The organism is Flagellimonas marinaquae, assembly GCF_023716465.1.
GTDB classification, from domain to species: Bacteria; Bacteroidota; Bacteroidia; order Flavobacteriales; family Flavobacteriaceae; genus Flagellimonas; species Flagellimonas alginolytica.
Window position 1 is genome coordinate 1,119,914 of the sequence record NZ_CP092415.1, and the last position, 25,779, is coordinate 1,145,692.

15 protein-coding genes are annotated in these 25,779 nt (G+C 41.9%); 8 read left to right on the plus strand and 7 right to left on the minus strand.

Features of this window, described 5'->3' with window-relative positions; translation table 11 throughout:
• Positions 1–2 precede the first annotated feature (2 nt).
• Together MJO53_RS05115 and MJO53_RS05120 are read right to left on the minus strand one after the other, a co-directional pair.
• Complete coding sequence (locus tag MJO53_RS05115; protein WP_252080719.1) at positions 3–941, minus strand: mevalonate kinase; 939 nt, start codon at positions 939–941, stop codon at positions 3–5.
• 142 nt (positions 942–1,083) lie between these two features.
• Positions 1,084–2,166, minus strand: coding sequence for a diphosphomevalonate/mevalonate 3,5-bisphosphate decarboxylase family protein (locus MJO53_RS05120; protein ID WP_224836305.1), 1,083 nt, complete (start codon positions 2,164–2,166; stop codon positions 1,084–1,086).
• A 93-nt stretch (positions 2,167–2,259) separates the two neighbouring features.
• Here MJO53_RS05120 and MJO53_RS05125 point away from each other — a divergent pair, with 93 nt between their 5' ends.
• Positions 2,260–2,736: a TspO/MBR family protein gene (locus MJO53_RS05125; protein ID WP_224836304.1), complete on the plus strand. Its 477-nt coding sequence runs from the start codon at positions 2,260–2,262 to the stop codon at positions 2,734–2,736.
• Here the strand turns inward: MJO53_RS05125 and MJO53_RS05130 are convergent.
• On the minus strand, positions 2,733–3,272 hold the full coding sequence (locus tag MJO53_RS05130) for a DUF1697 domain-containing protein (RefSeq protein ID WP_286037773.1): 540 nt from the start codon (positions 3,270–3,272) through the stop codon (positions 2,733–2,735). The two genes, MJO53_RS05125 and MJO53_RS05130, sit on opposite strands and share 4 nt — an antisense overlap.
• 59 nt (positions 3,273–3,331) lie before the next feature.
• Between MJO53_RS05130 and glpK the strand changes: the two genes are divergently transcribed.
• Positions 3,332–4,828: a glycerol kinase GlpK gene (gene glpK / locus MJO53_RS05135; RefSeq protein WP_252080721.1), complete on the plus strand. Its 1,497-nt coding sequence runs from the start codon at positions 3,332–3,334 to the stop codon at positions 4,826–4,828.
• Between the two features lie 25 nt (positions 4,829–4,853).
• The gene (locus MJO53_RS05140) at positions 4,854–5,582 is read left to right on the plus strand and encodes an MIP/aquaporin family protein (protein ID WP_252080722.1); all 729 of its coding nucleotides are present in this window, start codon (positions 4,854–4,856) and stop codon (positions 5,580–5,582) included.
• Positions 5,583–5,586: 4 nt separating this feature from the next.
• On the opposite strand, the gene MJO53_RS05145 is transcribed toward MJO53_RS05140, so the two are convergent.
• The 4 genes from MJO53_RS05145 to MJO53_RS05160 form a co-directional block, all read right to left on the minus strand.
• Positions 5,587–6,852 carry an NAD(P)/FAD-dependent oxidoreductase gene (locus tag MJO53_RS05145; protein WP_252080723.1) on the minus strand — a complete coding sequence of 422 codons (1,266 nt, stop codon included), beginning with the start codon at positions 6,850–6,852 and terminating at the stop codon, positions 5,587–5,589.
• Positions 6,852–7,604 (minus strand): glycerophosphodiester phosphodiesterase, encoded by a 753-nt coding sequence (locus MJO53_RS05150; RefSeq protein ID WP_252080724.1) that lies wholly within the window; start codon positions 7,602–7,604, stop codon positions 6,852–6,854. Before MJO53_RS05150 ends, MJO53_RS05145 begins: the two co-directional genes overlap by 1 nt.
• A gap of 117 nt (positions 7,605–7,721) precedes the next feature.
• Complete coding sequence (locus tag MJO53_RS05155; RefSeq protein ID WP_252080725.1) at positions 7,722–9,584, minus strand: alpha-amylase family glycosyl hydrolase; 1,863 nt, start codon at positions 9,582–9,584, stop codon at positions 7,722–7,724.
• A 29-nt stretch (positions 9,585–9,613) separates the two neighbouring features.
• A complete protein-coding gene (locus MJO53_RS05160) occupies positions 9,614–10,633 on the minus strand; it encodes a LacI family DNA-binding transcriptional regulator (RefSeq protein WP_252080726.1) in 1,020 nt (339 codons plus the stop codon).
• Positions 10,634–11,003: 370 nt separating this feature from the next.
• Between MJO53_RS05160 and MJO53_RS05165 the strand changes: the two genes are divergently transcribed.
• From MJO53_RS05165 to MJO53_RS05185, 5 genes are all read left to right on the plus strand, one after another.
• Positions 11,004–14,087, plus strand: coding sequence for a SusC/RagA family TonB-linked outer membrane protein (locus MJO53_RS05165; RefSeq protein WP_252080727.1), 3,084 nt, complete (start codon positions 11,004–11,006; stop codon positions 14,085–14,087).
• Positions 14,088–14,097: 10 nt separating this feature from the next.
• Positions 14,098–15,732: a RagB/SusD family nutrient uptake outer membrane protein gene (locus MJO53_RS05170; protein ID WP_224836295.1), complete on the plus strand. Its 1,635-nt coding sequence runs from the start codon at positions 14,098–14,100 to the stop codon at positions 15,730–15,732.
• A gap of 174 nt (positions 15,733–15,906) precedes the next feature.
• Positions 15,907–19,203, plus strand: coding sequence for a VCBS repeat-containing protein (locus MJO53_RS05175; RefSeq protein ID WP_252080728.1), 3,297 nt, complete (start codon positions 15,907–15,909; stop codon positions 19,201–19,203).
• Positions 19,200–22,547, plus strand: coding sequence for a VCBS repeat-containing protein (locus MJO53_RS05180; RefSeq protein ID WP_252080729.1), 3,348 nt, complete (start codon positions 19,200–19,202; stop codon positions 22,545–22,547). The genes MJO53_RS05175 and MJO53_RS05180 overlap by 4 nt, the downstream gene beginning before the upstream one ends.
• Positions 22,540–25,779 (plus strand): VCBS repeat-containing protein, encoded by a 3,240-nt coding sequence (locus tag MJO53_RS05185; protein WP_252080730.1) that lies wholly within the window; start codon positions 22,540–22,542, stop codon positions 25,777–25,779. The genes MJO53_RS05180 and MJO53_RS05185 overlap by 8 nt, the downstream gene beginning before the upstream one ends.

The following is a 25,779-nucleotide window of genomic DNA, read 5'->3' on the forward strand; positions in this document are numbered from 1 at the left end:
ATTTAGAAGTTGTAAACCACTTCCAAAGTATGTCCCTTTAAAGCTTTTCTTGCCTTATCGAGGTCTTGGGTAAAGCCCAATATATAACCTCCTCCTCCGGATCCGCACAGTTTTAGGTAATAATCGTTGGTCTCGATTCCTTTTTGCCAAAGCTGATGGAACTTGGAAGGAATCATCGGCTTAAAGTTGTCAAAAACCACGTTGGATAGCTGCTTTAGATTACCAAATAAGGATTTTATGTTGCCATTCAGGAAATCCTCCACACAAGCATCGGTATGTTTAATAAACTGATCCTTGATCATATTGCGGAATCCTTCCTGCTTCATATTTTCCATGAATATTTGCACCATCGGGGCGGTTTCGCCAGTAATGCCACTATCCAACAAGAAAACAGCTCCTTTGCCCTCGGTATTTTGGGAGGGTATACTGGTAGATTCGATATTATCCTTGGAATTGATTAAAATAGGCAGACTTAAATAACTGTTCAATGGATCCAATCCGGAAGATTTACCATGGAAAAAAGATTCCATTTTTCCGAAAATCGTTTTCAACTGTAGTAACTTTTCGCGCGTCAGGTTTTCCAAAACCGTAATCTTGTCCGTAGCGTAACGGTCGTAAATGGCAGCCACCAAAGCGCCACTGCTCCCAATTCCATAACCTTGCGGAATGGAACTATCAAAATACATACCCTCGGCCACATCCCTTTCCAAAGCTTCGATATCAAAAGAGACCAAGCCTTCTTCCTTAATTTCCAGCGCTTTTAGGTACGCCGCGTAAGCTTTTAGACTTTTGTTGGATTCTTGGGCCATTTCCGAATTGTTCTTGTCCCACTTTAATGCTCCCTTAAAGAAATTATAAGGTATGGACAATCCTTTGGAGTCTTTGATAATACCGTACTCTCCAAACAACAATATCTTGGAATAAAACAATGGACCTTTCATATTACAGTACTAAGATACAAACAATTTTGTTTAATTTTTGATAAAATTTGATGAACAAATAAATTCTATCGTTAAAAATAGCATTCCCGATTGGTAAAAAACTTTGGCAAATAACGTAAAAAAACAGCTTATCTGTTCATTTTTAGCTGTTTATTTTGATGGCCCCCGACCCCACCACATCGTTAATGTACTGTCCGTTCTCGCAATGGTCCGCCAAGTTATCTTTGATAAACTTTTGTACCTTTTCCTTTTCTGATGACGGGTAGAGCAAATGAACATTGGCCCCAGCATCAAGCGTAAAACATAGCGGTATTTTGGTATCAAGTCTGAACTCCCAAACTTTGTTGATGATTTCCAAAGTGTCCGGTTTCATTAAAATAAAGTAGGGCATACTGGTCATCATCATGGCATGCAGGGTCAAAGCCTCACTTTCCACTAGCTTGATGAATCCTTCCAAATCCCCACTTGCCAGAATTGGTTTTAACGTATCCAAATTGGCAAAGGCCTGTTCAAAACGATTCGTGGCATACGGGTGACCGTGCATTAATTGATGGCCGACGGTGCTGCTCACCTGTTTTTGTCCTTTGTGGACCAATAAAATCGTATCACAAAAACCATTAAAAACCGGATGAATTTCGAACGGATACTCGATTCCGTACAAATTGGAACTGTTGGGAATGTTCTTGTGGGCGCCCCATTGCACCATACTGCCTTTTATGCTCCGGCATGCGCTGCCCGATCCCAATCGGGCCAAATAAGATGCCTTGGCATGGAACAGCTCATCCGACATAGCGGGGTTCAGTGTTTTCTCCATATCCATTAAACACATGGACAAAGCGGCCATTCCACTTGCCGAAGATGCAATTCCGCTGCTATGGGGAAAGGAATTGGTGGTATCAATGGTAAAGTGGTACTTATCCAAAAACGGAACATACTCCCGAATACGCTCAAAAAAAGTATGGATTTTGGGTTTAAAATCTTCTTTTGCCTTGCCCTCGAACAATAGATCAAAGGATATGCCCCCATTGTTCTTCTTTCCATACGATACCGATGTTGTAGTAGCACAGGTATCCAAAGTAAAACTTATGGACGGATTGGCGGGAATCTGTACTGGTTTTTTGCCCCAATATTTTACCAAGGCAATATTGCTGGGTGCTTTCCAGGTCACCTTGCCATTTTCGGGCAATTCCAAATACGTACCGGGCAAAAATTGTTTTTCCGTCATTGGCAATGGATATTTCAACAAATATAAGGAGCGCCAAATTTACAGTAATTAGGATACAAATAAATTCTTAATTTAGTCGAAGTTGAGCCAGCCATGAAAAAAAGAATTATTTACATCGCCATTAGTGTTTTGGTCTGCCTTGTCATAGGTTTTTTGTCCAGCATTGCCACCCAAAGTTCCGTGAACGACTGGTACCTTACACTGAACAAGCCCTCTTTTACGCCGCCCAACGAGCTTTTTGCCCCCGTCTGGACCGCTTTATATGTTATGATGGGCACTGCAGCTGGAATAGTGTGGTCCAAAGGATATCATCACATTTGGGTAAAAACGGCCTTGTATCACTTTGTTTTTCAGTTGTTGTTAAACGCACTTTGGAGCATAGTTTTCTTTGGACTTAAAAATCCTCTTGGCGGTCTAATTGTAATTTTGGCCCTGTTGACCATGATCCTTCTTACCATAAAATGGTTCAAGGTGATAAGCAAACCTGCCGCAATTTTAATGGTACCCTACGTAATCTGGGTCGCTTTTGCCTCTGCCCTCAACTACAAAATCTGGGAACTCAACGCTTAGGAATCTATCATTTCCAATAGTTTCAGCATCGTTTTTCGGTTTCGGGTCGTAGCCTCCACTTTTAGTTTGTTCTCGATGTAGTTATTGTTGAGTTTTGCCCTGCCATATCCATTTTTACAGAGTAAATACACACATTTATCGGTAACAAAATAATCTTCATGCTTAAATTGATGTTGATTAAATTGTTCTACCAAATCATGTTCAGGCGAAGTTCTTAGCCAAACATAATAGAGTCTGTTCTCTCCATCGGCATCCATAAATGGACTTTTGTTCAAAACATGCTCTATTTCTTCCTTATTGAACAGTAATACCGGCACCTCAAAACCAAAATTTTGATAAATAGCATCAAAAATATATCGCTGCAAATCGTTTTGTTCTATGTTGCCACCCTCAAAAACAATATTCCCACTTTGAATATATGTTTTCACCTTTTGAAGACCGATTTCCTCTAAAACTCGCCTCAATTCGGCCATTTTAATCTTTTTTTGGCCGCTTACGTTTATACCCCGAAGTAAGCCAATGTATGTATTCCCCATAGTGATTGATTCTGCACCCGAATTAATTTTAGTAAATTCAAGCGCATTAAATTAACAAAATGAACCAATACATCCTTGCTTTGGATCAAGGGACCACAAGCTCACGTGCCGTGGTGTTCGATAAAAAAGGCACAATTGTGTCCATGGCCCAAAAAGAATTCACTCAAATATTTCCCAGACCAGGATGGGTGGAACACGACCCCAGTGAAATCTGGTCCACTCAAGCAGGAGTAGCTGCCGAGGCCGTGAGCAAAAAAGGACTTAAATCCACCCAATTGGCCGCCATAGGAATCACCAACCAACGGGAAACCGTGGTCGTATGGGACAAAAACACCGGTGAGCCCGTGTACAATGCCATTGTTTGGCAAGATAAAAGGACTGCCGATTATTGCGATGAACTAAAAAAAGAGGGGAAATCCGATATCATCCGAAAAAAAACCGGATTGGTAATCGATTCCTATTTTTCCGGAACCAAGGTGAAATGGATCTTGGACAATGTAGAAGGCGCACGACAAAAAGCGGACAATGGCAATTTGATCATGGGTACCATTGACACTTGGCTTATTTGGAAAATGTCGGACGGAGCCCTGCACATTACCGATGTGACCAATGCCTCCCGAACCATGCTTTTTAATATAAATACCATGGACTGGGACAATGAATTACTGGAACTGATGGGCATTCCCAAAAGTATGCTGCCCAACATAAAACAATCCAGCGAGGTTTATGGAAATACCAGTCCCAATATTTTTGCCACCAAAATACCGATAGCCGGCATTGCTGGTGACCAACAAGCCGCATTGTTCGGTCAAATGTGTACAAAGCAGGGCATGGTAAAAAACACTTACGGCACAGGTTGCTTTATGTTGATGAACATTGGTGACAAACCCATTGTATCCGAGAACAATCTACTTACCACGGTAGCCTGGAAAATTAATGGTGAAACCACTTATGCCCTAGAGGGCAGTGTTTTTATAGCCGGTGCGGTGGTACAATGGTTACGCGACAGCCTAAATATCATTAAATCCTCCGAAGAGGTAGAAAAACTAGCCAGCTCGGTCAACAGTACCGAAGGAGTTGTATTTGTTCCAGCCTTTGCAGGTTTGGGCGCTCCCCACTGGAACCAGAAAGCCCAAGGAACCCTATTCGGTATTACCCGGGGCACCACCGATGCCCATATTGCCCGGGCAGCCTTAAAGTCCATTGCGTACCAGACCATGGATATTCTTAAGGCCATGGAAGCAGATTCGGGAATTTCCATTAAAGAGTTACGTGTTGATGGCGGTGCAACCGTCAACGATATGCTGATGCAATTCCAGGCCGATGTTCTGAATACCATCACCGTTCGACCAAAAATTGTTGAAACCACAGTAATGGGAGCGGCATATTTGGCAGGTCTTGCCGTTGGTTATTGGGAAAACCACCAAGAGATCCAGGAAATCTGGCAAACCGATGTACACTTTGAACCGACCAACGAGCGGGAAACCATTGAACAAGGCATAAAAGAATGGTACAAAGCAATAAAGGCACTTGAATTTTGGACGGAACTTCCATAACCATAAACACTAATATTACATTGATATGACTCCCTTTATAGCTGAAATTATAGGCACTTTTTTGTTAATGGTCCTCGGGTGCGGTGTAGTTGCGAACGTTTCGCTTCAAAAAACTTATGGAAATGGATCTGGTTGGATTGTGATCACTACAGGTTGGGCGATTGCCGTTTACACCGGAGTAGTAGTGGCTGGGCCGTACAGCGGTGCCCACATCAATCCAGCTGTCAGTATTGGGTTGGCCGTGGCCGGAAAATTTCCGTGGAACGAAGTTCCAGCGTATATTTTAGCACAATTTATTGGAGCCATGTTGGCGGCCTTTTGTGTTTGGCTAGTGAACAAAGATCACTTTAGTGCCACTAGCGATGGTGATACCAAAAGAGCCGTGTTTTGTACTGCCCCTGCCATACCCAATACGTTAATTAATCTTTTTTCAGAGTTCTTGGGCACTTTTGTGCTCGTTTTCTCGGTACTTTTTTTTACCGATGCCATGCTGACCACGGATAATACCATTATTGGCCTTGGTTCTTTAGGGGCCCTACCTGTATCCTTAATTGTTTGGGGCATAGGCCTTTCTTTAGGGGGAACAACGGGTTACGCCATTAATCCTGCCAGAGATCTAGGCCCACGGATTGTACATGCGCTATTGCCATTGCAGAATAAAAGCGGGAATAACTGGGGTTATAGTTGGATTCCTGTGGTCGGTCCCATTGCAGGAGCAGTTTTAGCCGCCTGGGCCGCTATACTTTTACAGTGAGCCCCTAGGAAGTTATGGCCTGTGCTGCAATATAGGCACCGGTCCATGCATTTTGGAAATTAAATCCTCCCGTAATGGCATCTACGTTTATAATCTCACCTGCAAAGTAAAGATCGGGATGCAACTTGCTTTCAAAAGTTTTAAAATTGATTTCTTTTAAATCCACACCTCCAGCGGTCACAAATTCTTCTTTAAACGTACTTTTCCCCTCTACCTTAAATGATGAAGCCGTCAATTGTTCTGCCAATGCCCGAAGCTCCATCTTCGAAATATCTCCCCAACGTTTCTCCGGCCCGATTTGTGCAGCTTCAACCAATCGTTTCCATAATCGTTTGGGCAGTTCGGTGACATTGGTCCGCATCACGGTTTTTTTTGCCTCCACCTCCTTTATTTCCCTTAGGCTGGCTTCCATGGATTCGGTGGTGTATTCCGGCAACCAATTCACCAATATTCTAAAAGAATAATTGTAATCGTTAAGAATATTTGCTCCCCAAGCCGATAATTTTAAAATTGCCGGTCCACTTAATCCCCAATGAGTTATGAGAACGGGGCCTTCTGCATAGAGAAAAGTATTTTGATCTAGCTTACTTTTAAGATTGAGCGATTTTTTATCCGTATGGAATACCTTTTTGGCCAAAACCTCGACCGAGGCGTATGTACTCAAACCTTGAATACCTTTAATTCTATTATCGGAAACATTAAAGGTAAAAAGTGAAGGGACGGGGGGTACGACCTGATGTCCTAATTTTTCCAGAAGCTTCCAGATTTTCGGATTACTGCCAGTGGCCAACAATAGTTTTTTGGATTGATAATGCTTGTTCATCGTGGTCACCTGCCACCCCTCTTCTGTTTTATTTATATCTTTTACAGAACTGTTTCTTAAGACTGTTACACCCAATCGGTCCGCCTCTCCTACCAAACAATCAATAATACTTTGGGAGGAATCGCTCTTTGGAAAAACGCGTCCGTCCTCTTCCACTTTCAATGGTACGCCCCGTTCTTCAAAAAAAGCCATTACGTCCATTGGGGCATAGGCATGGAATGGTCCCAAAAGCTCTTTCTCGCCCCGAGGATAGTTGGTCGCCAAATATTTGGGCACAAACTCCCCGTGGGTAACATTACAACGTCCACCGCCTGAGATCTTTACTTTGGAAAGAACAGTCTTGCCCCTTTCAAAAATGGCTATTTTCAGATCGGGAGCACGTTCTGCCACTTGAATTGCCGCATAGAAACCTGCCGCTCCACCACCTACTATAATAAGGTCGAACATTAATTCACACGTTCTGGATAATTGGTGATAATACCATCGACCCCAAATTCTGTCATTCTTTGAATGTCTTCGGGTTCGTTGACCGTCCAGGTATATACTTTTAATCCTTCCGATTGGATTTTAGCAGTATTGTTTTGTGTAAGGGTTTTATAGTTTGGGTTAATGGCTACGGCATCCAACTCCTTGGCCACTTCCAACGCTTGCAACGGATCTTCGGAGGTCAATACGGCAATTTTAACATCCTTGTTGATCGCTCTCATGGCTTGGAGCTCGTCCCATTTAAAGCTGGAAATAATAAAGTTTTCTATATTCCATCCTTTTTCTTTTACATAAAAGTTGATGGCTTGATTAACTTTATCCGTAGTTCCTGCACCTTTTAGCTCTATATTTAGTGCTACCTTGTTATCTATGAGCTTCAGCACCTCTTGGAGCATGGGAATCTTATGCCCACCGTCCAATACAAGTTGTCGCAATTGAAACATATTATATTCCTCAATGTTTCCGCCGGCGTTGGCAAGCCGGTCCACCTTTTTATCATGGAAAACCACAATCTCGCCACTTTGGATCTTGAATACATCAATCTCGATCATATCCACTCCCAGATCCAAAGCTTTTTGTACTGATGCCAATGTGTTCTCGGTCTCGTGCCCCATGGCTCCTCGATGTCCAATTACCAATGGTTTTGATTTTGTCATTTCACAACTCGTTAAAAGCCAAATGGCTCCAAGTGCAATAAGTAAGTTTTTTTTCATGATGGTTTGGTTATAGGGCTAAAAATACAATTTGTAATTAAAAAATACTCTTCTTACCCCATGTAGAAACCCAACTTAACCTAAAATTAAAAAATAGGGCCAACTTAATCGGTCCTATTACTTTAATTTAAAAATATAAGATTGTAGTGGAGCCAAATCCAATTGGATTTGTCCTTGCCCATTTATTACGGAAAGTTTTGGGGAAACTTCTCCAAATAAGACCTCGGACAACGGGTAATCACCATCTGTTAGCTCCCATTTTGTGATTACATCTTCCGGTACTTTTAGATTTAAAGAATAGTTTTTTAGGGCATCAAAATTGGAAAGTACTATTAGTTTTTCATTGGATGTCCATCTAACGAACGATAGTACTCTGTGGTCATAATCCTCCGTATGATCTTTGTTGTAAAAATGAATTTCCTGGTACTCGCCCATCAACGCCTCACTGGATATGGTAAAATTTAACAGGCGTTTGTAAAAATCCCTAAGTTCCCTTTCTTCTTTGGTAAGTTGCCCTCCATCGAACTTTTTATTGTTGACCCACCTTTGGTGATGTGGCACCCCGACATAATCAAAAATCGAAGTCCGGGTCGGGTCACCAAACCCAGCATCTTCCGCCCCGGGCTCACCTACTTCTTGTCCAAAATAGATCATTGTAGGAGAGGTACTGATCGTTGCCGACACTACCATGGCCGGCTTTCCCAATTGTGCATTTCCTGCAAAATCGGGACTTGCGATACGCTGCTCATCGTGGTTTTCCAAAAAATGTAGCATGTGGTGCTCAATATCCGCCATGCCTTTCTGCACTACGGGGATGTGATCTGTCCAACCATACCCCTTCATTATATGTTTTATACTATCGTAGAGCTCGACCTTATCATACAAATAATCCATTTTTCCTTTGTGGATATAATCTCGGTAAAGGGCTGGATTATAGACTTCTGCCAATAGAAAGGCATCAGGGTTCTTCATCTTAATATTGGAGTTAAGGTAGCTCCAAAACTCCACGGGTACCATTTCGGCCATATCAAACCTGAACCCGTCTACTCCAAAATCCAACCAATATTGGGCAATGTCTTTGAACTTGCCCCAAGAATCCGGGAGTGTTTTGTCCTTCCAAAACTCATAATGTTCTTTATAATCTTTCTCTCGGAACGACTCTGGCAGTTCATCAAAATCTTTTGTACCGTCCGGGCGTACCCCATAGTTTATTTTTACCGTTTCGTACCAATCGTTGTAGTGAGGTTGTGCCAGTCTGGAACCGTTACCTGTCCATTTAGCGGGGTTTTCTTCAAACTTGGAGTCGGTCAAATTGTTTTCTTCACCACCAAGTGGCAGGTATCCTTCCTGCCAATCAGGTACTTTAAACGCTTCTCCGGGGATGTAATAAAAATTATTGTTTACCGCATATTCTTTTGATGTATCATCGGAGCTTCCAAAATCCTCGACTCCGTCCGGATTGGTCTTTCCTTCATAATTTCTTGCTACGTGATTGGGTACGATATCGATAATGACCTTCATACCTGCGTTGTGCGTACGATCCACCAGTGCCTTAAATTCCTCCAATCTTTTTGATGGGTCGATGGCCAAATCCGGATCAACATTGTAATAATCCTTAACTGCGTATGGGGAACCGGCCCTACCTTTTACCACATCGGGGTCATCATTGGAAATGCCGTATTCTGTATAATCATTGATCACTGCATGATGGGGCACTCCGGTATACCAAATATGGGTAACGCCGAGAGCTTTTATTTCGGTCAAGGCTTTTTCGGAGAAATCGGCAAACTTGCCCACACCGTTTTCCTCTATGGTACCCCATGGTGTATTGGTAGTGTTGGTGTTTCCAAAAAGACGGGTAAATACTTGGTAAACTACTTCTTTCTTTTTCATAGGTTGCGGAGCTGGCTTTGGTTTTTCTTTGCACGATTTTAATGCCGCAATGGCCAAGATCAAGATTAGGCCTTTTATTGTTCTCATGTTCTAAACAGAAATATTTCTTTGTAGAATTAATGTTCTATGGAATCCCTGATCACCAAGGTGGGCTCCAATATTTTGGTCGTATAGCTTTCTTCCTCCGCTTCGCTCTCTACTTTATCGATAAGCATTTCTGCAGAGACCTCGCCCATCTTTTCCCCGTGTTGGGCCACCACGGATAGACTTGGATTGGCATATTTGGACAGCACGCCGTCGGTAAAGCCGATAAAAGCGATATCCTCGGGAATTTTTAATCCCTTTTCTTGGACCAATCGCATGCTGTAGACCGCAAAAATTTCGTTTACGCACAGAACGGCATCAGGGTCCACCTCGTTCAAAAAGGTTTTGATGGCCTGCTCGTCCATCTCCATGGATGGAAGTTTTAAGATCAGCGATTCATCAACGCCCAAATTGCTTTCCTGAAGCGCTTTTAGGTATCCCTTTGTTCTTGCCTTACTTACACTTAGGTAATCGTCGGTGGTAATCAGGGCAATCTTGTTTTTTCCTTGGTCAATGAATTTTTGAGTTGCACGATAGGCTCCGAGTTCGTCATCGATAATTACCTTGTCACAGTCGATTTCGTTGGTGATCCTATCAAAAAGAACAACAGGTATGCCTTGGTCAGTAACCTCTTTTAAGTGATTGTAATCGCCCTTAGATTGTGTTTCGGAAGATAGTGACATAATAAAACCATCTATACTTCCATTGGCCAACATTTCCATATTGATGACTTCTTTATCAAAAGATTCTTCGGAAAGACAAACAATTACATTATAGCCTCTGGCATTGGCATATTTCTCGATACCTCGGATAACGGTAGTAAAAAAATGATGCACTATATCCGGAATCACCACGCCTATATTCTTGGTGCGCTTATTCTTTAAGCTAATGGCTATATTGTTGGGCTTGTAGTTATAAAGTTTGGCAAAAGCCTGTACTTTCTCTTTGGTGTCCCTACTGATCTCTTCGCTGTTCTTGAGTGCTTTGGAAACTGTAGATATGGAAACCTCCAGCTCCCTTGCAATATCCTTTAAGGTAATCTTTGACTTCAACTATACTTGTATTTAGATTGCAATTTCCGTAACCCTAAAAATACTTAATTAAGATGCTGTACGACGTAAGAAAATCACCTTTTTTACATCGAACATGTTATAAAATCCTATTGAGGCTTAGCGGCCAAAATTGGCAAAAGCATATAATTTACTATATTAGTGTAAATCTTACTACATTCTTAACCACAGCTCACAAAATTAAGATATACTCAAACCACTATATCCATTTCTGTGAATTCAACATTTCCTAAAGTTATCAACACGAAACCGTTTTCGTGATAAATTACAATATAGTTAAATTTACATTAACCTTTTTTTTATATATGTTTAACACTTGAATTAAATTAACTAAACTTAAAATTAATTATCTATGAAGATTACGCTACTAAAAAGCTTTTTGCTGCTTGGGGCATTTTTATGCTTCGGTTTGGCAAAGGCTCAGACAGTATCAGGTACCGTTTCGGATGCGAACGGGCCGTTACCAGGGGCGAGCGTATTGGTAAAAGGTACTACCAATGGTACGCAGACCGATTTTGACGGTAACTTCACCCTAAACAACGTAGAGGATACCGCCACTTTGGTTTTCAGCTACATTGGTTACAAGACCGCAGAAATTGCGGTGAATGGACAATCTACCATTAATGTAACCTTGGAAGAAGACGCACAAGCGTTGGACGAGGTTGTAATCATTGGCTATGGACAAACAACGGTAAAAGATGCGACCGGTTCAGTTGCCGCCGTAACCTCTGAGGATTTTAACGGTGGTGTTATTGCATCCCCGGAACAGTTGATCCAGGGTAAAACCGCCGGTGTACAGATTACACAGGCCAGTGGTGAGCCCGGCGCCGGAATGAACCTAAGAATTAGGGGTTCCAACTCCATTCGTTCCAACAACAATCCACTCTTTGTTGTGGATGGCGTGCCATTATCAGGTGAATCCACTACTCCTTCAGGTGGTGATGTGATCAACGGTAGTAATGCAACAAGAAACCCATTGAACTTTATTAACCCCAACGACATCGAAAGTATGTCCATACTTAAAGATGCTTCTGCAACGGCCATTTATGGATCCAGGGGAGCGAACGGGGTAGTTATCATTACCACCAAAAGTGGTAAATCTGGACAAGGCGGTGTTTTTGAATTTAGCTCCAATTTAAGTATTTCCACGCCAGCCAACAGCTATGATCTTTTTGATAGGGATGAATTTTTATCAAAGACCGCTTCAGTAAGAAGTCAAGCAATTGCTGATGCAAATGATTTTGGATACAATACCAATTGGCAAGATTATATTACCAGATCTGTTGCTTCCCAAAACCAAAACCTTTCATATTCCAGAAATTATGGAAGTGGTAACATTAGGGGTACGTTCTCTTACGGAAAACAATTTGGTGTAATAGAAAAATCAGCACAAGAACGTATTACGGGTAGAATCAATGCAAGTCACCGTTTTCTTGATGACAAATTAAGACTTACATTACAAGCATCCATTTCGCGTGTAAACGATGATGCACCACCAGTTAGTGGTACTTCTGGAGCAAGTGGTAACTTGATCGGTGCAGCATACTCTGCGAACCCAACTTGGCCAGCTAATCCAAATTTCTTTTTGGAAGGAAATCAATTGAATCCAGCAAACTATCTTGCCAACTTCCAGTCGGTTACGCATACAGACAGAGCGCTGGTCAACTTTTCAGCTGAGTACGATTTTACTCCGGAATTGACCGGTAAGGTAAGCGTTGGTTATGATGATTCGGATGCGGAGTCTATTTCTTCTATTTCCGGGGACGCAAACAACTTTAACCGGGTTACAGGTAATGGACAAACTGCATACAACACGTTGAATGCGACCAGTAAACTTTTAGAAGCGACGCTGAATTATAAAAAGACTTTTGATAATTCATCATTGGATGTAATTGTAGGTTACTCTTTCCAAGATTTCCAAAGAGAAGGTTTTAACTCACAGGGATGGCAAGCTCCAACTTCCGACTTGAATGAAATGGGAGAGTTGCTGATTGAAGACGTGAACAACATAAGATCAAGCATCAACGGGCCATACCAGCAAGCTGGATACGCCCCAAATGGAAATTTTGTAAACAGCATTAATCCTTTCGAGGATACTGCATCATTGGGAATTTCTTCCGGCGGATACACCTCGGTTTGGGTCGATACCTTTGATAATACTGATGAACTTCAATCTTTCTTTGCAAGAGCAAACTACACTTTGAACGATAAATTTTTGTTCACAGCAACAGTAAGAGCAGACGGTTCCTCAAGGTTTAGTGAAGATAACAGGTACGGATACTTCCCTTCCGGTGCTTTTGCTTGGAAAATTAATGAAGAAGATTTTATAGGTGACAATATCTCAACACTTAAATTAAGAATTGGAGCTGGTGTTACCGGTAACCAGGAAGGATTGGGATATGCGAACTTCCTAAGAAGAGTTCGTTTCTCCGAACCGAGTATTAGTGATAGTGGTGAAATCTTAAGACCAGGTGCACAAACCGTAGCCGTTCAAAACCCAGATTTAAAATGGGAGTCCACCTTGGATATGAACATTGGTCTTGATTTTGGATTCAACCTAGATCGTTTCAGTGGATCCATTGATTTTTATCGAAAAGAAACCAATGATCTCTTGTTTAGACAGGGTGCCGCTGCTCCTGCTGCAGACCCATTTGTTTTCAAAAATTTGGAAGATGGCACAATTATCAACCAAGGGGTTGAAGTCGCCTTGAACTATGATTTTGTGCAAACAGAGGATATTACATTCTCCTCTTCCTTTAACATAGCTTACAACAAAAACGAGGTTGAAGGGTTAAATGGTGTTACCGCCAACTTTGGAGCATTGAACGGGCCTGGACTAACAGACGCTTTTGCCCAAAGATTAGGAGAAGGTAGGTCACTTTTCTCTTATTATATGGCTGAGTACTCGGAAGACAGCAATGGCAATCCAAACTTTAACCCAGACGAGAAAGATTTTGTAGGAGAAGATGGCCTTCCAGATGTGAACGCAGGTCTTTCCTTAAATCTAAGGGTTAAGAATTGGGATGCATCCGCTTACTTTACTGGTCAGTTCGGTTTCTCCGTATACAACAACACGGCTAACGCCTTTTTGAACAGACCAACTTTTGAAACAACAAGAAATGTTGATCAAAGAGGATTGGACACTAACATTAGCCAAGAAGTTTCTACATTATATTTAGAGGATGGCGATTTTGTTAGATTGCAGAACGCAAGTGTCGGTTACAATGTTCCGCTTAGCGGACAAGGAGCCATTAAAAGTTTGAGACTTTCACTTACAGGACAAAACTTGTTCTTGATTACAGACTATAGCGGTCTAGACCCAGAGGTATCATCCTCTACAGGTGACCTTGGAACAGGTATCCCGAGTGCCAGTATAGATTACACTGCATTCCCAAGACCAAGAACTGTAACATTGGGTATCAACGCTAAATTTTAAAAAAAAAGCAATGAAAAATTTTATTAAACAAACAAACAGATATTTCTCGCTCAGCTTGTGCGTAGGTATTCTGCTAGCTTCCTGTACGGATTTGGAGGTAGAGCCAACGGACTCGCTACTAGACGATGGGTTTACAGGCATACAAACCGCTGAAGCGGCTTCAAGTCAAATTACCGCAATGTACAACGATGCATACGGGTATTTTGGCACACAAGCCAACTTATATGCATTGAACGAAGTTACCACAGATGCCCTTTTGGTACCCACTAGAGGTTCCGACTGGGGGGATAATGGTATATGGAGACAAATGCACCAGCATTCTTGGACTCCGGAACACTCCTATATTTTAGGCGTATGGAACGAATGGAACGGTCTTCAATTACAGGCAAGTGAAGTATTGGATTCAAGATCTGCCTCATCTACCGAATCCATCGGACACGCTTCTTTCCTAAGAGCATTGTCCATGTTCATAATTTTGGACAATTTCGGACAAGTACCTTATAGAGACACAGAAGCTGCTGATCCATTGGCCGATCCGGACGTATTTACCGGGGAAGATGCCATCACATTTATTTTGAGCGATCTGGACACTGCAATTTCTAACCTTCCAGCTTCCTCTGCAGGCGACGATAATTTCAGGGCAACCAAATCAGCTGCTAGATTCCTTAAAGCCAAAGTTCTTTTGAACAGACACATTTACAATGGTTCCGGTTCAGCTGCTTCGGCAGACATGACCGAAGTTATTTCATTGGTGGATGCTATCGAGTCGGATGGATATGAATTGGCTTCTGACTACTTTGATATTTTCGTTCCCGGTGGAGATACCGAAACTATCTGGTACGCACAAACATCTGCAGGCACTAGAATTTTCAACACATTGCACTACAACTCAACCGAGTTAGGTGGTGGTGGTTGGAACGGCTTTAGTACACTCGCCGAATTTTACGATTTATTCGAGGGTGATGCCGACAACAACAGAGGTAATAATAATGGCACTTTACTCGACGGTCAAGAAGAGCGTAGAGGTTTTGTTCCGGTAGAAGGAGGAATTACTTTCGACGGGACTTACGGTAAAGACGAAAATGACGACGGTATTGTTGATGGGTCCAATGTAGGTTTTGGTTTCCTAGTGGGCCAACAGTACGGACCAAATGGTGCCGCTCTAGAGGACAGAGGTGGTGAGCCACTTTCTTTCACAAGAGAGTTTGTTAGTGCAGTTAATGGACAACCAAGTCTAGTGGACAACAACGAGGTAACCGGTATCCGTGTGATCAAATACAACCCGAGAGATGGAGAATTTGCCAACCACATAATCTTCTTTAGATATTCCGATGCCTATTTGATGAAGGCTGAGGCCATGTTAAGAAGCGGTGGAGACCCAACTTCTATGGTGAATGAACTAAGAACAGTTAGAGGTGCCGCTCCACTTGGTTCGGTTACAGAACAAGACCTTTTGGACGAAAGAGCACGTGAACTGTACACCGAAGGATGGAGAAGAAACGATTTAATTCGTTTTGGACAATACACTAAGGACTGGGAATTTAAAGAAGCTGGAGCAGTGGGAGACACTAACCGTCAGTTGTTCCCAATTCCGTCAGCACAACTTATTCTAAACCCAAATTTGGTTCAGAATCCAGGGTACTAACAATCCAAAGTTTAAGCTGTTTTATAAATGGAAAGACCACCGCTCGGTGGTCTTTTCTTTTTTTTAGTGCTACTATTAATCAATTATTAATCCTTCTTTAGAAAAAGATTAATCGATAGCGTGCTGTTTCTTGGCCATGAATTAGTTAATTTACCCCTTTGCTACCGAAAAGAAATGAAAGGACCATTCTATATCATTATAGGCGTTGTACTTACCGTGTTAAGTTGTGGTAGAGATAAGGACAACACTCTTTTTTTACTAAAAAAATCGAGCCATACAGGAATAAAGTTCACCAATACCCTTACACAGACACCGGACCTCAACATATTGAACTACCTTTATTTTTACAATGGCGCAGGTGTAGCTGCCGGCGATTTTAACGGAGACGGTCTGGTCGATCTTTACTTCACCTCTAATCAAGGCAAGGACAAATTATACTTAAACAAAGGCAACCTTGCTTTTAAAGATGTCACCCAAGAATCCAATCTCGGCAATGAGACCGGATGGACCACAGGGGTAACCCATGCCGACATCAACAACGATGGCCTTTTGGACCTTTACATTTGCAAGGTGGGCGATCACGGGATCATCCGAGGTCAAAACTTACTCTTCATAAATCAAGGAAATAACGAAAATGGCATTCCAACCTTTAAAGAAAGATCCAAGGAATATGGCCTGGATTTTATAGGGTATTCCACCCAAGCTGTATTTTTCGATTATGATCTAGATGGTGATCTGGACATGTACTTAATGAATCATTCCGTAAACCCCAATCGATCCTACGGCAAAGGCAATAAACGTAAAATTGTGGATTCCATGTCCGGGGATGTCCTGTTTAGAAATGATGATGGCAAATTTGTGAACGTATCAAAAGAAGCGGGGATTTTTCAAGGCACCATAGGTTACGGCCTGGGACTTGCAGTAAGCGATATCAACAATGATGGTTTTCCGGATATTTATATCGGCAACGATTTTTTTGAGAACGATTATCTCTACATCAATCAAAAAAACGGCACGTTTAAAGAAATTATTTCTGCAGACAATACAAAATTGGGGCATACCACCCACTTTTCCATGGGAAATGACATTGCCGATGTGAACAACGATGGACTTGCCGATATCCTTTCCTTGGACATGTTGCCCGAGGACTTGGAAACCTATAAAACATCCGGACTGGAACACCCCTACCCAGTTTATCAACAATATTTAAAAAATGGATTTGCACCACAGTTTATGCAGAATACACTTCATTTAAATCTGGATGGTGAAAATTTCGGGGAAATAGCCAATTTAAGTGGCATAGATGCCACAGAATGGTCTTGGGGAGCCCTATTTGCGGATTATGATAACGACGGACATAAAGACCTTTTCATATCCAACGGCATACAGGGCGTAACCAACGATATGGATTATATAAATTACATATCCAATAAAGAGATCCAACAGAATATAGAAAAAGGCCTGTCCGACAAGGACATGAAACTTATAGACCGTTTGCCCAAAAAGAAGGTTCAAAACTATTTTTTTAAAAATGGAGGAAGCGCCAATTTTAAAAATGTAACCGAACTTTGGAGTCCTGCCTCACCCTCTTACAGTAACGGATGTGTGTATGCAGATTTGGATAACGATGGTGACTTGGAAATTATCGTAAACAACGTTAACCAAGAAGCCTTTGTGATGGAAAACACCCTGAAAAACGGGAACTATCTTAAAATCAAATTTAAGGGGAGCAACAAAAATACCTTCGGTATTGGTGCAAAAGTAATTTTGCACAACAAAAATAGGATATCCGTTCAAGAAAATATTGCCACTCGCGGGTTTATGTCCGCAAAGGACAATAGCCTAAATTTTGGTATCGGAAACGATACAATAATCGATTCCATTCAAATTGTATGGCCCAAAGGCAAGTTCCAAACATTGCACAAAGTCGATGCCAACCAAGTGCTGAAGGTTTCGTATGCCAATGCATCAGGCAACTATTATAAAAATACAGAAACCAAGGGCACATCGGATTACACGTCCTCTCCCACTCAACTAAACTTTAAGCACAAAGAGTACCCTAGTCTGGATTTTGACCGGAACCCGCTCACACCCTTTGCCTACTCCAACGAAGGTCCGTCCACGGCGGTGGCCGACATAAATAACGATGGTTTGGAAGATCTTTTTATATGTGGGGGAAAAAAACAAGCATCGAAATTATACCTACAGAATCAAACCGGGGCATTCCAAGAATATCAACCAGAACTATTTGAATCGGATGCCATAAACGAGGACACTGACCAGGTATTTGCCGACATTGATGCTGACGGAGACCTAGACCTGATCGTTGTTAGCGGAGGCAACGAATTTACCAATGGCAAGCCACTTCAACCAAGGTTGTACCGGAACATAAAGGGCCAATTCTCCAAAGAGGATAACACATTCAATGAAATTGAAATAAATGCATCTAAAATAGATGCTGTGGACTTTGATAACGATGGGGATCTAGACCTTTTCATCGCCTCAAATGCAGTACCGACAAAATTTGGTGCAAAAAGCAATCAATTTCTTTTGGAAAATGACGGCAAAGGCAATTTTAGGAATATCACCCCCGAGTTTGCACCCAACTTGTCATCTTTGGGCAACATAAAAGATTTTGTCTGGAAGGACATCGACAAAAACGGCTTCCCAGACCTTATTGTGGCAGGCCACTGGATTCCGATAAGCATATACCTGAACAACGGCAAGCAACTTTTGCCCCAAGTAAATAACGGCCTTGCCCATACGAACGGTTGGTGGAACTGCATTGAACTCGGCGATATGGACAATGATGGTGATTTGGACATCCTTGCCGGTAATTGGGGATTGAACACCAAATTTTCGGCATCGGTCAGCAAACCGATCACACTGTACATAAACGATTTTGATAACAACGGCTCCATAGAAACCGTGGTAACACATTACCATGGTGATCGAGAAACAGCTTTTGCATCCAAGGACGAACTCTCCAAACAAATGCCATTTTTAAACAAAAAATTCCTTTTCTATAAAGATTTTGCAAAGGCCTCTTTGGAAGAGCTGTTCGGTGAAGAAAAGTTACAGCAAGCCACAAAAAGACAGGTGTACATGCTGGGTACTTCCTATTTTGAAAATGATGGCAACAACAGCTTTACGTTGAAGCCCCTGCCACGACTGGTCCAATCTTCCTCCGTGAACGATATCCACTTGGCAAAAAACAATAAAGAAAAGATTAATGAAATATTAATGGTCGGCAATAATTTTGAGATAAGCACCCAACTTGGTAGATTGGATGCTTCGCACGGGTTTTTATTGACGAACAATGAGCAGGGCAATATAACCTGGAAGCAAAGTCTGGGCATTTCCGGTGCTGCCAGAAAAATTAAAAGAATTAATAGAAACGGAAACACTGGATTCATCATTACGATGAACAATGAAGCTCCCATTTTTTTGGTCAAAAATAGCGATAGATGAAACTAAAATATACAACTGCGATTATATTTATATTGGGTCTGGTATCTTGTAACAACAAAAAGAATGACAGTCCCCAAGAAGAACAAAAGATAGAAACCTTATTTACTCTTTTGGAACCCGAGGAAACAGGTATCTCCTTTATCAACAAAGTAGAAAACCAGAAGAACTTCAATATTTTCAAGTATCGGAATTTTTATAATGGTGGAGGTGTGGCCATTGGGGACATAAACAACGATGGCCTACAAGATATTTACCTAACCGGCAACATGGTACCCAACAGACTTTACCTGAACAAGGGCAACATGCAGTTTGAGGACATCTCGGAAAAAGCTGGTGTTTTAGGCAATAAACCCTGGTCCACCGGAGTGGTAATGGTGGACATAAACAACGATGGGTTAATGGATATTTATGTCTGCAACGCAGGGAATATGGAAGGCAATAACCACGACAACGACCTCTACATCAATAACGGGGATCTAACATTTACCGAAAAAGCAGAAGAGTACAATCTTGCCAAAACGGGCTTCACCACACACGCTTCCTTTTTTGATTATGACAAGGATGGTGATTTGGATGCCTATATTTTGAACAATAGCAATATCCCAGTGAGTAGTTTAGGGTACGCCGAGCAACGCGAAGTCAGGGCCCAGGATTGGGAAGGTGTTCCGGACATTTTTAAAGGAGTTGGTGATATGTTGTTGAGGAACGATAACGGAAAATTCGTAGATGTAAGCGAAGAGGCAGGCATCTACGGTAGCTTGATCGGTTTTGGCCTTGGTGTAATGGTCACCGATTTCAACGGCGACATGTACCCCGATATTTATGTATCCAACGACTTTTATGAGAGAGACTACCTCTATATTAATCAAAAAAATGGGACATTTTCGGAAGAGATCAAAGATTGGACGTCACATTTAAGCCTTTCCGCAATGGGTATCGATGTAGCCGACATTAATAACGACGGTCTCAACGATATTTTTATAACGGATATGCTACCAGAGGAAGAGTCTCGGGTAAAATCCGTTATGGAGTTTGAAGGGTACAATATTTTTGATTTAAAGAAAAGTAAGGATTTTGGACAACAATACATTCAAAACACCTTACAATTGAACAACGGAAACGGCACGTTCTCGGAAGTGGCGTACTACAGCGGAGTAGATGCCACGGATTGGAGCTGGGCCGGTCTAATGTTCGATATGGACAATGATGGCCTCAAAGATATATTTATAACCAACGGTATTAATCATGATCTTACCGATTTGGACTTTGTGGACTTTTTTGCCAACGAAATCGTTCAAAAAATGGCACTTACGGGCAAAAAAGAGTCGATTGATTCCATCATCAGTAGAATGCCCATAAAACCGCAGCCCAACTATGCGTACAAAAACAATGGGGACATTACCTTTAAAAACGCAAACAAAGATTGGGGATTTGATCTTCCCTCCCGCTCCAATGGGGCCGCATATGCAGATTTGGACAACGATGGAGATTTGGACCTGGTCATAAATAATGTAAACACTCCGGCCTTTGTCTATAAAAACAATACCGATTCTCAATTGGCCCATAACTACATCCAACTAAAGTTTAAGGGGCCAAAAAATAACCCCTTTGGCATTGGAACTTTGGCCAAAATCTATTTTGATGGAAATATAATTAACCAGGAATTGATTCCTTCCAGAGGCTTTCAGTCCTCGGTACAGTACGATATGACCTTTGGTCTTGGAAAGACCGAAGCTCTGGATTCCATTAGGGTTATTTGGCCGGACAACCAGACCCAAAAATTTGAAAATACAGAAGCAAATCAAGTATTGACAGTGGATTACACCAATGCAAAGGAAATCTATAGCCTTCCGAAGAATAAAGCTATAAAATCTTTTCTCAAGGAATTAAGTTCCGATGCGGTCAAGGCACACAAGGAAGATAATTACAACGACTTTGACTACGAAGGATTGATCTCCCACAAAGTATCCCAAGAAGGTCCATCACTGGCCGTTGCCGATGTTAATGGCGATGGCAACGAAGATTTTTATATCGGGGGCGCCAAAGGGCAGCCGGGCACCTTGTACATTCATCAAGGAAACGGCAAGCTTACGGCCAAAAAGGCAACCGCTTTTGAAGAAGACCGTGAGTTCGAGGATGTGGCCGCATCATTTTTTGATGCAGATGGAGATGGAGACCTCGACCTAGTGGTTGGCTCAGGAGGCAACGTAGTCAGTATGGAACGCACTTATAAGGCACGGCTATATGTAAACGATGGAAAAGGAAATTTTTCAAAATCCAAGAACGAACTACCCTCCACATTTAAAAATATTTCTACAATTTCTACTTACGATTACGACAACGATGGTGATGTGGATATTTTTATTGGGTCTCGAAGTGTTGTTGGAGTATACGGCATCTCTCCAGACCACCTGCTTCTCGAAAACATGGGAGATGGCACTTTTAACAATGTTACGGAACGTTTGGGGTACGACTTAAAAAATGCCGGAATGGTTACCGACTCCAAATGGGAAGATCTAGATGGAGATGGCAAAAAAGACCTAATCGTAACCGCCGAATGGGACACCCCGAAAATCTATAAAAACACAGGTCGAAGATTGACTAAAATGACCACCTCTTTGGACAGTTTGTACGGATGGTGGAACACCGTGGAAACGGCCGATCTAGATGGAGATGGAGACCAAGATCTTATTTTGGGCAATCAGGGTCTGAACCTGCATTACAAACCAACCGAGTATTCGCCAATGAAATTATACATCAACGATTACGATAACAATGGTACCATTGAACAGATTATGACGATCCAAGAAAATGGTGGGGACTATCCAATTCATCAAAAAAGAGAACTTACCGACCAACTACCTTCACTAAAAAAACAAAACCTAAAGGCGTCGGACTATGCACAAAGGACCATTCATCAACTTTTTCCTAAAGAGATCATGGATAAATCGATTGTGAAAAGAGTGGAAACTTCAGCCTCTGTGATCGCAATTAACGAAGGGGGGGGCAAATTCACCATAAAAAAGCTGCCTCCGCGGGTACAACTATCCTGTGTTTGTGATATTATGTGTACCGATGTCAACAATGATGGCAATTTAGATTTGATTATGGCAGGGAACAACTACGAATTTAAACCCCAATTCTCTCGATTGGATGCCAGTCAAGGCAACCTATTGCTGGGGGACGGAAATCTAAACTTTGATTGGCAAGATTATGAGACCAGTGGTTTTAAGATCAGGGAAGAAGTTAAATATCTTAAACAGTTCAAGGATAAAAACGGTAAAATTTATGTGATTGCCGCCATAAACAACAACAAACCTAAGATCTTTGCTGTAAATGAATAGGCTTATATCCATATTGTTTATTTTGGTTGTTCTGGGTTCTTGCAAAAAAGAGGGCAGCCTTTTTAACAACCCGGAGGCACAAAAAACCGGGGTAACATTTACCAATGCCCTGACCCCTACCAACGACCTGAGCATTTTGGACTACCTCTATTTTTATAATGGAGGAGGGGTATCCGTCGGAGATATAAACAACGACGGTCTGCCCGATATTTTCTTTACTGGAAATCAGGTGAAAAACAAACTATACCTGAACAAGGGCGACCTTAAGTTCGAAGATATTTCCGTCAGTGCGGGAGTACAAGGCAACAGTTCTTGGAATACCGGGACTACCATGGCCGATGTGAACGGGGACGGGTTTCTGGACATTTATGTATGTGCCGTGGTCGGCATCAATGGATTTAACGGTTTTAACGAGCTGTACATTAATAATGGGGACAATACATTTACCGAAAGTGCGGCCAAATACGGACTGGACTTCGATTCCTACAGTTCCAATGCAGCTTTTTTCGATTATGACCTGGATGGCGACCTGGACCTCTACCTCCTTAACCATGCCGTGCACACCCAAAACTCTTTTGGTCGTTTTGATCTAAGGTACGAACGCCGTTACGAAACAGGCGACAAACTTTTACGAAACGACAATGGAACTTTTACCGACGTAAGCGAAGAAGCAGGAATCTATGGAGGAATCAACGGTTATGGCCTTGGATTGGCCATTGCAGACTTTAATCAAGATGGATATCCCGATATTTATGTAGGTAACGATTTTCATGAGGATGACTACTATTACCTCAACAATGGAGATGGCACCTTTACCGAGAGCCTAAAAAAATACTTTGGTCACACCTCAAGGTTTTCCATGGGGAGCGATGTAGCCGATATCAACAACGATGGTAGGCCGGATTTACTTTCTTTGGATATGTTGCCAGAAGACGAAGTGGCCCTAAAATCCTCCGAAGGGGATGATAATATACAAACCCAAAAAATGCGAATAGAACGCTTCGGGTATCATTACCAATTTACCAGAAATATGTTGTTCGTTAACCAACCTGACGGCAATTTTATGGAAACGGCCTTAATGAGCGGCATTGCAGCGACCGACTGGAGCTGGAGCGCCCTTTTTGGTGATTATGACCTGGATGGCCAGCAGGATGTATTTATTTCCAACGGGATTCCCAAAAGGCCCAACGACCTCGACTTTATCAAGTTTGTCTCCAGTGAACAGATCCAGGGCAAAATGGACAATACCAAGTTAGTGGACCAGCAAGCCTTAGCTTTAATGCCTTCGGGAAATGTTCACAATTATGTATTCAAAGGAGGTAAAGACCTGTTATTCGACGACATGTCAGACAAATGGATCAACAAAGACACCTTAATTTCCGGAGCAACTGCCGTGGCAGACCTTGATGGTGATGGTGACCTGGATTTGGTAACAAACAACATTAACCAACCCGCCTCCCTTTACATCAATAAAACCAACGGCAAGGGCAATTATATAAAACTAAGGTTCGATTACACCAAAAACAATACTTTTGGAATCGGGACCAAGGTATATTCCTATTCCAAGAACGGACTTCAGTTCAAAGAACTTTTCCCGACCCGTGGGTTTCAGGCATCTTCGGAGCCCATGATTCATTTTGGTTACAAAAATGAAGAGCAAATCGACTCCATAAAAATTATTTGGCCGAACAAAACCTATCAAGTTCTGCCGGATGTAGCTGCCAACCAAACCATAACCATCAAACCAGAAAATACTAGGCCTTTCGACTATAGATCGTTGCATAAGCCGGTAAAACAATTATTTGAACCTGTAGCCAACACTTTGGGATTGGATTATTACCACGTGGAAGACAACTATACGGACTTTAATAGGGAAAAGCTGATTCCTTACCAAATCTCCGATCGGGGTCCGGCCATGGCGATTGGAGATCTTAACGGTGATGGCAAGCAAGATATTTTCCTAGGTGGATCCAAGTATAAATCCGCAAAAATTTATATTCAAAAAGACACCTCCTTTATAGATCAAAAGTTTGCCGATCTCCAAAAAGATTCCATTCAAGAAAATATTTCGGCCGCGATTGCCGATTTTAACAATGATGGTGAGAACGATTTAATCGTAAGTTCCGGTGGTGGGGATTTTTTCGGAAAAGCAAGTCCGTTGTTGGATGCATATTACCAGAAAAAGGACACGGTTTTTACATTGATCACCTTGCCGGAAAAATATCAAAATTCATCCGTTGTCCGTCCTTTTGATTTCGATGGGGACGGTGATCTGGATGTTTTCATAGGTGGACATACAATTACAGCGAAATTCGGAGCGCCAGCCAGTTCCTACTTGCTCGAAAATGAAAACGGCATTTTTACGGTGAACACTTCCTTTGAAACCCATTCCAAAGGAATGATGACCGATGCCATATGGAGTGACTTCGACGGAGACAACATAACCGACCTTATAATTGTTGGAGAATGGATGTCCCCTAAATTCTTGAAAAACCAAAACGGCACGTTCACAGAAATAAAACAGGACAATCTTTCCGGGCTTTGGCAAACTATTGAAGCATTTGACATCGATGCAGATGGAGATATGGATTATCTGCTTGGCAATTGGGGCACCAACTCTAAATTTAAAGCTTCGTCCAAGTATCCGATGAAATTGTTTTTTAACGATTTTGACAAGAATGGCCAGACCGAAACGGTTACGGCAATGCAAAAAAATGGCAACTATTACCCTTTGGAGACTTTGGATGGACTGGCATCTCAAATGGTCTTTCTTAAAAAGAAATATACTACCTATGCTTCTTTTGCCGGGCAAACGATGGAAGACATATTTGGCAAGGAAGCATTGGAGGAAGCCGCCATATTAGAAGTTAGCACGCTAAAATCGGGATATCTGAGAAATGAAGACGGGAATTTTGTTTTTGTTCCCTTTGCCAACCAACTTCAAGTGGCACCAATAATGTCTTTTCTGGTAGATGATTTTGATGGTGACGGCACATCCGAAGTTTTGGTCGGTGGCAATTATTTTGGTGTAAAACCATATCACGGCAGACCGGATTCTTTCCCGGGTGCCCTACTAAAAAGTGAGAACGAAATTATAATGGGCAATCAGTTGGGCTTGGATTTCACCAAAAAATCCATTCGACACCTTCAAACTATTAGTATAAACAACCAAAAATATCTGTTGGCAGTATTCAATAACGATAAACTACAAGTCTATAAAATCAATGATTAA